Source organism: Sinorhizobium psoraleae (genome assembly GCF_013283645.1).
Classification (GTDB): Bacteria; Pseudomonadota; Alphaproteobacteria; order Rhizobiales; family Rhizobiaceae; genus Sinorhizobium; species Sinorhizobium psoraleae.
The window spans coordinates 476,086-489,144 of the sequence record NZ_JABEKV010000002.1; the positions used below are offsets into that span (position 1 = coordinate 476,086).

Sequence of the window (13,059 nt, forward strand, 5' to 3'; positions counted from 1 at the left end):
GGGTCAAGCTCCCCTTCCGATTACTGTGCGGCGTTTGCGGCGACGTCAACGGTCTTGGCCGTGCCGTCGATGGACGCCATGAGCGCCTTGTTCGCTTCGCCGATATTGGTTGCAGCGGCGGCGAGCCAGGCGTCGTATTTATCCTGCGCGACAACGCGAATGGCGATCGGCATGTAGGCGTGATCCTTGCCGCAGAGCTCGGAACACTGACCATAATAGAGGCCTTCGCGGTCAGCCTTGAACCAGGTTTCGTTGAGCCGACCAGGGACGGCGTCGATCTTCACACCGAAAGCCGGCATGGCAAAGGCATGGATGACGTCGGCAGCCGTCACGAGCATGCGGACTGTCTTGCCGACGGGCACGACCACTTCGTTGTCGACGGCGAGAAGGCGCGGGTACTGGGTCTTGTCTTCCTTGCCGAGGCTCGCGCGATCCTCTTCCTTCATCAGCAGGCTGTCGAAGGAAAGCGGATTTTCACCGACCTCATATTCGTACGACCAATACCACTGGTTGCCGGTCGCCTTGACCGTCAGATCCGGGTTCTGCGGCGGCGTCAGCTGCGCGGTCAGAAGCTGGAAGGACGGAATAGCGAGGAAAAGCAGAACGATAACCGGACCGACGGTCCAGAGAACTTCGATCGCGGTGTTGTGGCTGGTTCTGGAAGGAACCGGATTGGCGCCTTCGCGGAATTTGACCACAACGACAATCAGCAGGAGGAGAACGAATAGCGTGATCGGGATGATGAACCACAGTGTGTAACGTTCAAACCACGTGATTTCTTCCATGATGCCGGTCGCGGCCGTCTGAAGACTCGTCTGCCATTCGACAGGCTTGTCAGCAAAGGCGCTCGAAGCAAAAAGCAGACAGGCAAGCGCTGCCAGAACTGCATAAGCCTTGTTTTTCACAATGTGTCTCCCCAATGCGCTTGATCAGGATCAAACCGAAACGCAGAATCCCTGCGATACTGCAGCGCTTCAAACCACAGTTTGACCAGCGCCGCAACATCTGTCCAACCAACCCCGTGCGGCATTTTTGCACAAAGGCAGCTTTTCACATGGGCGCCCCTCGCGCCCGCCGTCAAATTGGGTTAGGCCTGTCCCGGCTCGTGGAACCGCCAGGCCGCCGCCGAGCGATCCGGAGCCTCCCCAGGGCGGAGGCCCCATTTCCGCCATACGGCGCTGGAATGTAGCCAGCAGGGCTTTTCATTTATCTTCGCGCGCATCAAGAATAGCCCTGATGATTCGACGTTTTGAGGTTTACATGGGCCTGTCCCTCTTCTCCCGGCTGCCGGTTCTTGCCGCGCTCGGAATTGCCACCTTTATATTCCCTGCCGTAAGCCTGGCCCAGCAATCCGGCGGAACGCCTGGAACGGTGAAGTCAAACCACGGCGCCTGGTCGATCGTCTGCGATCAGCCGGCTGGAGCCTCTGCTGAGCAATGCGCGCTTATGCAGAACGTTATCGCCGAGGACAGGCCGGAAGTCGGCCTTTCGGTCGTGGTTCTGAAAACCGCCGACCGCAAGGCGAAGATCCTCCGCGTTCTCGCGCCGCTCGGCGTGCTTCTACCGAACGGTCTCGGTCTCAATGTCGATGGCAAGGATATCGGTCGCGCCTATTTCGTGCGCTGCTTCTCCGACGGCTGCTACGCTGAAGTCGTGCTCGAGGACGAACTCCTGAAGACCTTCCGCGCCGGCGCGACTGCAACCTTCATCGTTTTCCAGTCGCCGGAAGAAGGCATCGGGATCCCGGTCGACCTCAAGGGTTTTGGCGAGGGTTACGACGCCCTGCCCTGATCGGGGCAGCATCGAAGATTAAAAAGCCGCGCTTTGCAGCGCGGCTTTTTTGCGGTGGTATAACGACTGTTCGTTACAGAATATCGGTTGCGGCAATCTTGATGCCGAAACCTTCGAGGCCGACATAATGGCGCTCGCGCGAGGAGATGAGGCGGATCGAGGTAATGCCGAGATCCTTCAGGATCTGTGCGCCGAGACCGATTTCCAACCATTCGCTTTCGCGCGCCTGGGCTTCCGAGTGATCCTCGCGATCGTGCTTGCCCTTCCGCGCCGTTTGCGAAACGCCGACGCCGACGGAACCTTCACGCAGATAGACGATGACGCCCCTGCCCTCCCCGGCGATGCGCTTCATGATCGCATCGACCTGACGGTCCCTGCCGAAAACATCCGCACCCACATTCTCGAGATGCAGTCGAACGGGGATGTCGACGCCGTCGCGAATGTCGCCGAAGACGACGGCAAGGTGCTGCATCGGATCCCAGGGCAGCGAATAGGTGTGGCCCTTCGCCTTGCCGTAAGGCGTATCGATCTCGAAGCAATTGCCCTGCTCGATCAGCGTCTCCTTGCGCTGGCGGTAGGCGATCAGATCCGCGACCGACACCTGCTTGAGGCCATGGTTCTCGGCGAAGCTTTCGACCTGCGGGCCGCGCATCACGGAGCCGTCGTCATTGACGAGTTCACAGATGACGCCGACCGGGGGGAGGCTCGCGAGCCTGCAGAGGTCCACGGCCGCCTCCGTGTGACCCGAACGCATCAGCACGCCGCCCTCGCGGGCCACCAGCGGAAAGATATGGCCCGGGCGGACGAAATCTGCTGCTCCGATATTCGGATTGGCCAGGTTCCGCACGGTCAGCGTCCGGTCGTCGGCCGATATGCCGGTGGTGGTTCCATGCCTGAAATCCACCGAAACGGTGAAAGCCGTCGTATGGGCGGAGTCGTTCTCGGCCACCATCGCATTCAGATTGAGGCGCTTTGCCTCTTCGCGCGGCATCGGCGCACAGACAATGCCTGAGGTATGGCGGACGATGAAGGCCATCTTCTCGGGCGTGCAATGCACCGCTGCGACGATCAGGTCGCCCTCGTTCTCACGGCCACCATCATCGGTGACGACGACGATCTCGCCGGCCTCGAAGGCGCGAATGGCGTCAACGACGCGCTTCTGGTCATAGGACATCAAGATACTCCCCGCAAACTACTTCAGCCGTCCAGTCTGGCCCCGATCGCGCAGATAATGGTCGGCAATCGTGCAGGCAAGCATTGCCTCGCCGATCGGTACGGCGCGGATGCCGACGCAAGGATCGTGGCGGCCCTTGGTGCGGACATCCACTTCATTGCCGTCGCTATCGATCGAGCGACGTTCGGTCAGGATCGATGACGTCGGCTTGATCGCGAAACGTGCAACAATCGGCTGACCCGTCGCGATGCCTCCCAGGATGCCGCCGGCCTTGTTGGACAGGAAAACCGGCTCGCCGCCGGGTCCGATGCGCATCTCGTCGGCGTTCTCCTCGCCGCTGATCTCCGCCGCGCCGAAACCGTTACCGATCTCCACACCCTTGACCGCGTTGATCGACATCAGGTTGGAGGCGATGTCCTGATCGAGCTTGCCGTAGATCGGTGCGCCGATACCCGCAGGTACGCCCTCGGCAACCACTTCGACGACCGCGCCGATCGACGAACCGGCCTTGCGGATGCCGTCGAGATATTCTTCCCAGACGGGAACGATCGCCGAGTCCGGGGCGAAGAACGGGTTCTTGTTTACCTCGGCCCAGTCCCAGTTGGCCCGATTAACCCTGTGCTTGCCGATCTGGACGAGCGCCCCGCGCACGACCAGATCGGGCACCACTTTGCGGGCGATGCCGCCGGCCGCAACGCGCGCCGCCGTTTCGCGCGCCGAAGAGCGGCCGCCGCCGCGATAGTCGCGAATACCGTATTTGACATCATATGTATAATCGGCGTGGCCCGGACGGTAACGCTTGGCGATATCGGAATAGTCCTTGGAACGCTGGTCGGTGTTCTCGATCATCATCGAGATCGGCGTGCCGGTCGAGATCATCGTCTCGCCGTCCTCGTCGAACATCACCCCGGACAGAATCTTGACCAGGTCGTCCTCGCGGCGCTGGGTCACGAAGCGGGATTGCCCGGGCTTGCGCTTGTCGAGCCAGGCCTGGATTTCGGCCAGCGTGAAGCGAATGCCGGGCGGGCATCCGTCGACAACGCAGCCGAGCGCCGGCCCATGGCTTTCGCCCCAAGTGGTGACGCGGAAGAGGTGACCGAAGCTATTGTGCGACATGACGAGAACCGAATGCTGACAACCACACGCGGGAAAACACGCGCGCGCCCTCTCTTACTGCATGTTACGTTAAATCGGAACCGATTTAAGGATAAGAACACGCAGCAAATCAAAGTGCTACAGCGACCTTTTGTGCGTCCGAAGAAGGCACACGGCGCCGTAGTGAAAAGCCGCCGAAGCGAAAAGACCTCCGCAGCGCAGATGTGCTTTTGCCCTTGAATCGATCACGAGGCGAGGCGAAACCCGCGCTCTGTCGCAAAGGCGAGGAAGCTTTCGCTGCTCAACGGCTTCGAAAAGGCGTAGCCCTGCAGAAGATCACAACCGAGAATGCCGAGCATTTCCGCATGCGCCATGGTTTCCACGCCTTCGGCGACGGTCTCGATGCCAAGAGAGCGGCCGATGTCGATGATCGAGCGCACGAGCGCCTGCTCCGTTCGGGCGCCAAGTACAGGGGCGACCAACTGGCGATCGATCTTCAGCCGCTTCGGCTTGATTTTCAGCAGACTGACGATCGAGGTGTGGCCGGTGCCGAAATCGTCGATCTCGATATCGATACCGAGTTTCTTGATCCCTTCGATATTGGCCGTGACGATGTCGTCGCTTTCGTCGAGAAAGATGGACTCCACCAGTTCGAACGAAATCTGGCCGGGCGTGATGCTTAGCCCCTCGAGCGAGGCGAGCAGATCCCTTTCCTGCAGGCGCTTGGCCGAGACGTTGACAGAAATCTTCGGCACCCGGAGACCGGCCGCGGCCCAGAGCATCCGGTCGGCAAGGGCCTTTTGCAGGACCACGCGATCGAGCGTGGCGGTCACGTTCAGCTCTTCGGCGATCCTCAGAAACCGGTCCGGCGTCAGAATCCCCTCGCGCGGATGCTGCCAACGGATCAGCGCCTCGACGCCGGAGAGCGCGAGCGTCGAGGCGTCGAACTGCGGCTGGTACCATGGCACGAACTGGTCGCGTTCGATCCCTTCCAGTATTTCGTCGGCGATCCGCTTGTTGGTCACCACTTCGGCCTGCAGTGCCTGCGTAAAGAACTGGTAGCGGTTGCGCCCGCTTTCCTTGGCTCGATAGAGCGCGATGTCGGCGTTGACGAGCAGCTTGCGCGCATCGGCCGCGGAGCGACGCGCCACGGCAACGCCGATGCTGACGCCGAAGCGACAGGGGAACCCGTCGTAATCGACCGGTTGGCGCATCTGGGCAATGATGCGGTCGCATAGTGCGGCCAGCGCGGCATCGTCCGGTGCTTCGGAAATTACCACGACGAATTCGTCTCCGCCGATGCGCGCCACGATGTCACCTGCCGAGATGTTCAAGCGCAGGATCTCGGAGGCATGAACAAGCATGGCGTCGCCCGCCGCATGGCCAAGCGTGTCGTTGATCTGCTTGAACCGGTCGAGATCGATATGGAGGATGGCGACGCGTTCGGACTTTTCGACGCTTGCCGCGAAGAGTTGCTCCAGCGTCTCGTCGAGCATTCGTCGATTGCCGAGCCCCGTCAGCGGATCATGCAGGGCATTGTGCTCGATGCGGTCCTTCGCGTGGGCGAGTTCGGCATTCTTCATATCGGCCACTGCCTTGGCCGCCCTAAGCTGCTCGGTCATCAGCACATCGTCGGTGACGTCCCAGCTTATACCGGTGATCTTCGCCCGGCCGTCGGCCCCCTCATGGCCCGAGCCCACATGGCGCAGGTGGCGGATGGAGCCATCCGTCATCATGACCCGGTATTGCGAGCGATATTCAAGCCCTTCGTCCAGGCTGCGGAACAAGGCGGCGGAGACAGCAGCGATGTCGTCAGGATGCACGGTCGCACGCCATTTCTCATGAGTGGGATCGCCACCGGTTAGTCCATGCAGGTGGAACATCCGGTCGTCCCAGGTTCGTTCCTGCGTGGCAATGTCGATTTCCCAGATCCCGATCTTCGACGCATCCAGGGCCAGGTTGAGACGATGCGACAGGGCCATCACTTCGCTTTCGCGCGCCTTCAGCTTGGCTATGTTGCGCTGACGCTCGTTCACGAGGCCGCCGGTGACAAGAATGGGCACAACGACGACCATGACCGCGGCAATGGTCGCAAGCCTGATTTCGCCGCTGTTCTCCGGTTCCTGGGCCCAGCCGGTTGCGGGAGCCGCGGCCAACTCCCATACGCCGCCGGGCAGATGCAGCTCGCGGACGACCGGAGACCTCAGGAAAACCCCGGTTTCGTCGAGGAACGGTTCCATCACATTGTCGCTGACCGAGATATCGCGAATGGCCAGATCAATAGGAACGCGCCTATGGTCGCCCTCCGGCATTTCCACGCCTTCCTCACGCAGGCGCGCCGACCGATAAAGCGCCTCTTCGTCGAGGACAGCCTCGACGAAGCCCCAGAACGAGGCTCGTCCGCCGACATTCGAGAAGACGGGCACGAAGACATCGAAGCCGGTTCGGCCGTTTGGCAGGCTGACTGGTCCGACGACCACGGGTTTTGCCGTCGAGGACGCACGGTCGAGTGCCTCGCGCATCGCTCGAAATCGGCCAAGATCCGTGCCGACGAACGATTGTTGGCGATCCTGCGAAAAGGTCATCGTGACGACGCCCGCCGGCGCCGCGGAAACGCGAACCAACTGCGGGTTTTGCAAGAGCAGCTTCGCCGCCAGTTTGCTGAAATCGCTCGACGTCGTCTCCGGCTGGACGGCGAGCCCGTTGGCCAGCCCATTGAGCGCGGCGATATTGGCGTTGAATTCCGCGCGGAAACGGCCAGCAATCAGATTCAATTCGTTTTCGACGTCGATCTTCAGGTCTTCGCGAAAGTTCTCGCGATTCTGCCGCTCATAGATATTGCCGCCGATGAAGACGACCGCGCCCGCGATCACCGCCGGAACGAGCGATGGCTTCGCAAAGTTGGCAATCGCACGGATGCGGCGGCGCAGAGCGACGATAATCTTCAATTGTTTTCCCCAATCCCCGGTGCACGGTAGCCTTGGAATCTTAAGATTGGCTTTCGCAAAAATTTCCTTGGAAAACGTGGCCGAGACGGCAGTCGGCCCGGCGGCCAATCGGCTCCGCCGGCTTGAAATTGTCCGCTCCGGCGTCCACTCTTCGCTCGCCGGCCGCGCAGTTCACAACCAGCCGACATGCGCGCTAAAGCTACGGTACAAGGCAACTTTTGCCACAATCGGGGATCAAATGGTGATGACAAATATATTCGCGGAATCATTGAGGAGGGCAGGAAGAATGCGATTTGTCATTGCCGCGCTCATGGCCACTGCAGGCTTGCTTTCGCCGCTTTCCGTGCATGCCGAAAGCGCCGACGTGGAGGCGGTGATCACGAGTGTCGACACCGATCGCCTTAGCCTCTCGCTAGACGATGGCAAGAGCTACCAGGCGCCCGAGGAGTTCAACTTCGAAGGTCTCGAGGCAGGCGTAAAAGTGCTCGTCTTCTACACCGAGATTGACGGCAAACGCGTCATCAACGATCTGGAAATCGTCCAGTGAGCAATCCTGTCCGCACAAGCGCGGGCCTTTCGGAGGCACGCCTGGCGTCGCCTTGAGGCGTGGAGTAGATCCAAGTTTTTGGATTAGGCAATTCCGGACGGAAAAACCGTTGCACACATTTTCCGGAATTGCTTTAGACCCAGCCGATCGCGCCGTCGGCTATCCTCAGCAGACGGTCCTGCGGAATGGCGGAAGTTGCCGCTTCGTCGGCACTCATTTCCCCAAGAAGCTTGAACAACGCGCGAATGACGCCGCCATGGCTGACGCAGACGGTCGGTTGCGTCACGTCGTTCAACCAGGCGCCCACGCGCCATGACAGAATCTCGTAGCTTTCGGCATATTGGCCGGGCGGGATAAAATCCCATTTGGCAACGCGCCTTTCGGCGATCCGCTGGGGTACCTGGCGCTTCAATTCGGGCAGGGTGTAGCCTTCCCAGTCACCGAAGGAGACTTCCCTCAGCCTGTCGTCGATGCGATAGGAAGCCGGATCGAGCCCCATGGCGTATCTGAGGCGTTCCATGGTCTCGCGTGTGCGGCCGAGCGGGCTGGCAACGAAATCGAAACCGTTGGCTTCAGGCCCGAGGATCTCCCTCAGAGCCAAGCCGTTCTCGGTCGCCTGCCGGCGACCGGTATCGTTGAGGGGAATGTCCTTTTGTCCCTGAAGGCGGCTTTCGGCATTCCAATCCGTTTGCCCATGCCGAACCATGTAGATGAGCACAGCGTTCACTCCGGGCGAGCTGTCACCACCGCCGTCACATCAACAAAGGAAATCAGTCCTTGAGAACGGAAATGTCCGGCGCATCGACAGCCTTCATGCCGACCGTATGATAGCCGGAATCGACGTGGTGCACTTCGCCGGTGACGCCGCTCGACAGATCGGAGAGCAGATAGAGGGCCGAATTGCCGACTTCCTCTATCGAGACCGTACGTTTCAGTGGCGCATTGTACTCGTTCCACTTGAGGATGTAGCGGAAGTCGCCGATGCCGGATGCGGCAAGCGTCTTGATCGGGCCGGCCGAGATCGCGTTGACGCGTATCCCCCGATTGCCGACATCCACTGCAAGATAACGCACGCTCGCCTCGAGCGCTGCCTTGGCAACGCCCATGACGTTGTAATGCGGCATGACCTTTTCGGCGCCGTAATAGGTGAGCGTCAGCATCGAGCCGCCATCGTTCATGATGCGCTCGGCGCGTGCGGCGACGGCCGTGAAGGAGTAGACGGAAATATCCATCGTACGCGCGAAGTTGTCGCGGCTCGTATCAAGGTAACGCCCCGTCAATTCATCCTTGTCGGAGAAGGCGATGGCATGCACGACGAAGTCGATCTTGCCCCACTTCTCTTCGAGCGTCGAGAAAACGGCATCGATCGTTGCAAGGTCGGTCACATCGCAGTGGCCAGCCATGAAGGCACCAAGTTCCTGCGCTAGAGGTTCGACACGCTTCTTGAGCGCGTCGCCTTGCCAGGTCAGTGCGATTTCAGCACCCGCTTCCGAGCAAGCCTTCGCGATGCCCCACGCAATCGAGCGGTTGTTTGCGACGCCCATGATGACGCCGCGCTTGCCATTCATCAGACCCGATGCCTGAGCCATGGAATGTCCCCAATACTGTCTGCCTGCACCGGCCGCCGCCGGTGCGAGAGTTCATGAATCTCAATGACGCCGCACCAGCGCCTGTGCGGTGCGGCAAATTGTCGAGCATTGCCTATGGCATAGCCGTCACAGCGGTTCAAGCGCAGTGCAGATCAGGAACTGTTAGTCCCCGTAATATTGGTTCAGCTTGTCAGAAAACCGTCACAGATAAAGGCCGTGGCGCAACGACCGCATCAAATCCGTTATCTTGTCGTCCGGCTTTTCGCGAAGCATCAGCCGTAGTTCGACAAGCAGATCTCCGGCCTCTCCATCCGCACCGCGCAACCCCGCGCCGGCAATCCGGATCAACTTGTCCGACCCCGACCAGGCGGGAACGGTGACCGCCACGGGCCCGTTAGGCGTTTCGATGGCAGTTTCACAGCCCAATACGGCATCTTGAAGGTCGAGTGGCAAGGTGGTCACGAGGTTGAGACCTTGCGTGCGAAACGCCCCTTCCTGATTGACCCGCAATGTCGCCACGACATCGCCGCGCGCCATGCCCGTCACGCGGTAGCCCTGTTCCTTCAGCCGGATGCTCTGGCCGTCGATCGCACCCGACGGAATGGAAAGCTTCGCGGTCTCGCCATCCGGAAGCTCGACCGACACCCGGGCGCGATTGATGATCTGCTCGATGCTGACATCGACGTCGATCGCCAGGTCCGGAACCTTCTCGGCGGTCTTTGCGACGCGGCCACGAATTCGCCGCACGATCGCGGCGACCAGATCCGCCGCCGGTGCAGCGGAGCGCCGGACGACCAACGGGTCAAACCTCGACGATTCCTCCCGTTTCGGTTCAGCGGCCGCCTCCGGCCTCATATCCGCCGGCGGTTCGCCCTTGTCGGCCGGGCGCGCGGACGCCGGCTTCGGCTTCGAGGAAGCAGAGGCAGCCTGCGGTTCAACGCCGAAGATACGCGAAATCGCTTCTTCCGCCGTTTCGGCGTCGATCGGCTCCTCGGCAGGCTCCGGTCCACGCATCTTCTGCTTCATCGCTTCCATACGGCGCAGCTCGGCCTCACGGCGAACGCGATCGTAACGGCTTCTCAGCACCGGATCGCGCAGGAGCTCGTAAGCCTTGCCCGCCTCGGCAAAGCGCTGCGTCGCCAGGGGATCGTCCTGGTTGTGGTCGGGATGGACGGCCTTGGCTACGGATCGCCAAGCGGCCTTGATCTCATCCTGCCCGGCATTGCGGCGCACGCCGAGAATTGCATAGGGATCACGCATGGTTTGTCACCATCTTCTCCGACCGGCAGCCTCTCCCGGTGTTCGCCTGTAGCTCGTCCCCGGCGAAGGCCGGGCTTGCGGCTTTCTTCTCCCGACGATGATCTGGAGAAGTTGCTAAATATCGGTTAGTCGGCGGATGCAGGATTGGCGCGAGCGGACTGGTCGCAGTTGTTTTTCCGCGGCTTTGAAGCAACGTGGTTAATCGAGGATTTTCAGCCCCGCGGGCCGAAACTCGTCAGGTACCATTCGCCGTTGCCGAGCTGGCAGGCGCTGCCGTCGAACTTGGCTATGCCTTCATAGGAGTGGCGTGTCGTCGTGAAGCGCCGGCAGAGCATGCCGCTTGCACGGTCTTCCTGGATGGCACTGATGACGCCTGCACTGCCGGACCTCGCGTTTGCCCACGGGATCGGGTTGTCGCCACCTTGGCTGATATCGGCGGAGGAAACGGCGTTGCGCACTGCGAGTGCGTCGGAGAGGCCGTCCGAGGTCTTCGCGACCGGTACGGTTCCCGTCGACACCCGGTCGACGCTTGGGCCGCCAAAAAGATCGAGACCCGCGCCCATGCACCCCGGCAGAGCGAGAATTGCCAGGCAGAACACTCCGCTGCGCAGCAATGCGAAGGAAAAACCCTTCTTGCCATCGATCCACTTTGCTATGTCTTGCACGGCAATCCTGTCAGACTCGCTAGAGCTGCACGTTTTCCGAGGAAGTCCACAGGCAGGCTCTGACATTTTTCGATGCGGAAACACCGATCGGGCTCATCCCGAAGCGTTCCCCCGCCAGATATCACGGCATTGGAAGGCATTATGACCGCGAATGAGTTAATAACCGGTGACTTCACCGAAGCGAATGAGCCCTTTTCCCTTTTCGGCACATGGTTGAAGGACGCCGAAGAGAACGAGATCAACGACCCGAACGCCGTGGCGCTTGCGACCGTTGATCCGGATGGGCTGCCCAATGTGCGCATGGTGCTGCTCAAGGGATTCGATGAACGCGGCTTTGTGTTCTACACGAATTTCGAAAGTCAGAAAGGCCGTGAAATTCTCGCGTCGCGAAAAGCCGCCATGTGCTTCCACTGGAAATCGCTACGCCGGCAGGTGCGAATCCGCGGTCCGGTCGAAATCGTCTCCGACGACGAAGCGGACGAATATTTCAAGAGCCGCCCGCGCGGCAGCCGCATCGGTGCCTGGGCTTCCAAGCAATCGCGTCCGCTTGAAAGCCGCTTCGCTTTGGAAAAGGCGGTCGCCGAATACACGGCGCGCCACGCCATCGGCGAGATTCCCCGCCCGGAATACTGGTCCGGTTTCCGCATTCTTCCCACTTCGATCGAATTCTGGCACGACCGGCCGTTCCGGCTGCATGACCGCGTGGAGTTCCGTCGCCAGAAGCCGGAGGGTGGCTGGGCAAAGGTTCGGATGTATCCCTGATCAGCCTGCAGGCTATCGCGCCATCAACCGGAACGGGACGCCGGAAGCAAGCGTCGAAACGTGGCGGGCATTCTGAAAATGGCCGTTGAGCGAGATTCTTGGCAGGGCGTAAGGGTTTGAAACGGCGTCGGCCGAAAGGGTGGCGGGTCGCGTCGTCACCGCCACTGTGAAGCCGAGCCGCTCGGCCAGGCGGTGGTCGCGCTCCGAAACCGCGGGTCCGTCCCCATAGGGATAGGCAAAGGTTCCCGGCCAGCGGCCGGCGATGGCCTCGACGCGTGCGGCAGATTCCGACATCTCGCGCTGCGCCTCGGCGTCGCTCAGGCGCGCGAGTGCACGATGACTGATCGTATGTGCGCCGAGGCTTGCGAGGGGGCTTTCAAGCAATGAACGCAGCCCCGTCGCATCGAGCGTCAGGCGCGCGGTAATCGCAAGCGGATCAATGCCCTGAACCCGCGCCAGCGCATTCAGTCTGCCAATGGAATCTGCCTCGTCGCGGCCCCGAACGTAGGTGGCGACTCGGTCGAAGACGGCCTGCTTTTCGGCAGTGCTTGCGGCCCTCATGATCTCCATGCCGGAGCCGAAGTCAAAGCGGAAGTCACTTACGGCCGAAAGCATGTCGGCAAGCGTTTCCCACCAGAGCGTGTGGGTGCGATCGACATAGCCGCCTGTGACGAAGACGGTGAACGGCACGCCGTGCTGCTCGAAAACCGGCAGCGCGTAGTCGAGATTGTTGCGATAGCCGTCATCAAGCGTGAAGCAGGCGACAGGTCGCGCATCGTGAAGAGCCAGGCATCCCGGCAGATCTTCCAACGCGACGAAGCGATAACCGTCGCGCTTCAGTGCAAGGATCGCTTCCTCTAGAAACGTCGGCGTAATTTCCAGGTGGGCGTTGGGATCGAAGGCTCGCTGAAGCTTGGGGCGAACGTGATGCAGGGTGAAGATCGCGCCGTATCCGCGCGCCCCGTTCATCAACCCCGAGCGCGCGATGAGTTGCGCGATCTCGAGCCCGCCGCCGATCGCGACGCGCCTCACTCGGTTTCTCACCACCCGCGCGATGCCCTGCTTCATCCGGTTTCGTCACCCTGCCCTGCGACGGGAAACTAATGGCGGCCGGTTAAACCTTGCTGAATCCGGTTAGCCTGCGCCCGGATTTACGGCCGACAATTTCCGGTTTTGGACAGCGATTATCGGCCTCGATGTTGCAACAAAGCCGCTACCCTGTCACAAA

12 protein-coding genes are annotated in these 13,059 nt (G+C 61.0%); 3 read left to right on the forward strand and 9 right to left on the reverse strand.

The genetic code is table 11. From position 1 onward, the window contains the following. Positions 1–20: 20 nt before the first annotated feature. Positions 21–905 (reverse strand): cytochrome c oxidase subunit II, encoded by an 885-nt coding sequence (coxB, locus tag ILFOPFJJ_RS11150; RefSeq protein WP_173510617.1) that lies wholly within the window; start codon positions 903–905, stop codon positions 21–23. A 355-nt stretch (positions 906–1,260) separates the two neighbouring features. Here coxB and ILFOPFJJ_RS11155 point away from each other — a divergent pair, with 355 nt between their 5' ends. Then, entirely contained in the window at positions 1,261–1,791 is a 531-nt protein-coding gene (locus ILFOPFJJ_RS11155) for an invasion associated locus B family protein (protein WP_173511492.1), read from the forward strand. A gap of 73 nt (positions 1,792–1,864) precedes the next feature. Here ILFOPFJJ_RS11155 and ribB read toward each other — a convergent pair whose 3' ends face one another. The 3 genes from ribB to ILFOPFJJ_RS11170 all read right to left on the reverse strand — a co-directional run bounded on the left by ribB (position 1,865) and on the right by ILFOPFJJ_RS11170 (position 7,008). Beyond that, positions 1,865–2,965 (reverse strand): 3,4-dihydroxy-2-butanone-4-phosphate synthase, encoded by a 1,101-nt coding sequence (gene ribB, locus ILFOPFJJ_RS11160; RefSeq protein ID WP_173510618.1) that lies wholly within the window; start codon positions 2,963–2,965, stop codon positions 1,865–1,867. Between the two features lie 18 nt (positions 2,966–2,983). Beyond that, complete coding sequence (gene aroC / locus ILFOPFJJ_RS11165; RefSeq protein WP_173510619.1) at positions 2,984–4,081, reverse strand: chorismate synthase; 1,098 nt, start codon at positions 4,079–4,081, stop codon at positions 2,984–2,986. 224 nt (positions 4,082–4,305) lie between these two features. Beyond that, the gene (locus tag ILFOPFJJ_RS11170; RefSeq protein ID WP_173510620.1) at positions 4,306–7,008 is read right to left on the reverse strand and encodes a bifunctional diguanylate cyclase/phosphodiesterase; all 2,703 of its coding nucleotides are present in this window, start codon (positions 7,006–7,008) and stop codon (positions 4,306–4,308) included. A gap of 286 nt (positions 7,009–7,294) precedes the next feature. On the opposite strand from ILFOPFJJ_RS11170, the gene ILFOPFJJ_RS11175 reads away from it, so the two are divergent. Next, the gene (locus ILFOPFJJ_RS11175; protein WP_173510621.1) at positions 7,295–7,555 is read left to right on the forward strand and encodes a DUF1344 domain-containing protein; all 261 of its coding nucleotides are present in this window, start codon (positions 7,295–7,297) and stop codon (positions 7,553–7,555) included. Between the two features lie 133 nt (positions 7,556–7,688). On the opposite strand, the gene ILFOPFJJ_RS11180 is transcribed toward ILFOPFJJ_RS11175, so the two are convergent. The 4 genes from ILFOPFJJ_RS11180 to ILFOPFJJ_RS11195 all read right to left on the reverse strand — a co-directional run bounded on the left by ILFOPFJJ_RS11180 (position 7,689) and on the right by ILFOPFJJ_RS11195 (position 11,069). Further along, a complete protein-coding gene (locus ILFOPFJJ_RS11180) occupies positions 7,689–8,273 on the reverse strand; it encodes a histidine phosphatase family protein (RefSeq protein ID WP_173510622.1) in 585 nt (194 codons plus the stop codon). 52 nt (positions 8,274–8,325) lie between these two features. Further along, positions 8,326–9,144 carry an enoyl-ACP reductase FabI gene (gene fabI, locus ILFOPFJJ_RS11185; protein ID WP_173510623.1) on the reverse strand — a complete coding sequence of 273 codons (819 nt, stop codon included), beginning with the start codon at positions 9,142–9,144 and terminating at the stop codon, positions 8,326–8,328. A 201-nt stretch (positions 9,145–9,345) separates the two neighbouring features. Next, a complete protein-coding gene (locus ILFOPFJJ_RS11190) occupies positions 9,346–10,404 on the reverse strand; it encodes a DnaJ C-terminal domain-containing protein (protein WP_173510624.1) in 1,059 nt (352 codons plus the stop codon). Between the two features lie 212 nt (positions 10,405–10,616). Next, complete coding sequence (locus tag ILFOPFJJ_RS11195; protein ID WP_173510625.1) at positions 10,617–11,069, reverse strand: RT0821/Lpp0805 family surface protein; 453 nt, start codon at positions 11,067–11,069, stop codon at positions 10,617–10,619. A 141-nt stretch (positions 11,070–11,210) separates the two neighbouring features. On the opposite strand from ILFOPFJJ_RS11195, the gene pdxH reads away from it, so the two are divergent. Next, positions 11,211–11,831, forward strand: a complete 621-nt coding sequence (gene pdxH / locus ILFOPFJJ_RS11200; protein ID WP_173510626.1) for a pyridoxamine 5'-phosphate oxidase — start codon at positions 11,211–11,213, stop codon at positions 11,829–11,831. Positions 11,832–11,843: 12 nt separating this feature from the next. Here pdxH and ILFOPFJJ_RS11205 read toward each other — a convergent pair whose 3' ends face one another. Then, positions 11,844–12,899, reverse strand: a complete 1,056-nt coding sequence (locus tag ILFOPFJJ_RS11205) for a polysaccharide deacetylase family protein (RefSeq protein WP_173510627.1) — start codon at positions 12,897–12,899, stop codon at positions 11,844–11,846. Positions 12,900–13,059 lie beyond the last annotated feature (160 nt).

What these genes read in the sequence shown, in the direction of transcription:
- pdxH (WP_173510626.1), top strand. Translation starts at nt 11,211, where the DNA reads ATGACCGCGAATGAGTTAATAACCGGTGACTTCACCGAAGCGAATGAG.
- aroC (WP_173510619.1), bottom strand. Translation starts at nt 4,081, where the DNA reads ATGTCGCACAATAGCTTCGGTCACCTCTTCCGCGTCACCACTTGGGGC.
- ILFOPFJJ_RS11155 (WP_173511492.1), top strand. Translation starts at nt 1,261, where the DNA reads ATGGGCCTGTCCCTCTTCTCCCGGCTGCCGGTTCTTGCCGCGCTCGGA.
- ILFOPFJJ_RS11205 (WP_173510627.1), bottom strand. Translation starts at nt 12,899, where the DNA reads ATGAAGCAGGGCATCGCGCGGGTGGTGAGAAACCGAGTGAGGCGCGTC.
- ILFOPFJJ_RS11190 (WP_173510624.1), bottom strand. Translation starts at nt 10,404, where the DNA reads ATGCGTGATCCCTATGCAATTCTCGGCGTGCGCCGCAATGCCGGGCAG.
- ILFOPFJJ_RS11175 (WP_173510621.1), top strand. Translation starts at nt 7,295, where the DNA reads ATGCGATTTGTCATTGCCGCGCTCATGGCCACTGCAGGCTTGCTTTCG.
- fabI (WP_173510623.1), bottom strand. Translation starts at nt 9,144, where the DNA reads ATGGCTCAGGCATCGGGTCTGATGAATGGCAAGCGCGGCGTCATCATG.
- ribB (WP_173510618.1), bottom strand. Translation starts at nt 2,965, where the DNA reads ATGTCCTATGACCAGAAGCGCGTCGTTGACGCCATTCGCGCCTTCGAG.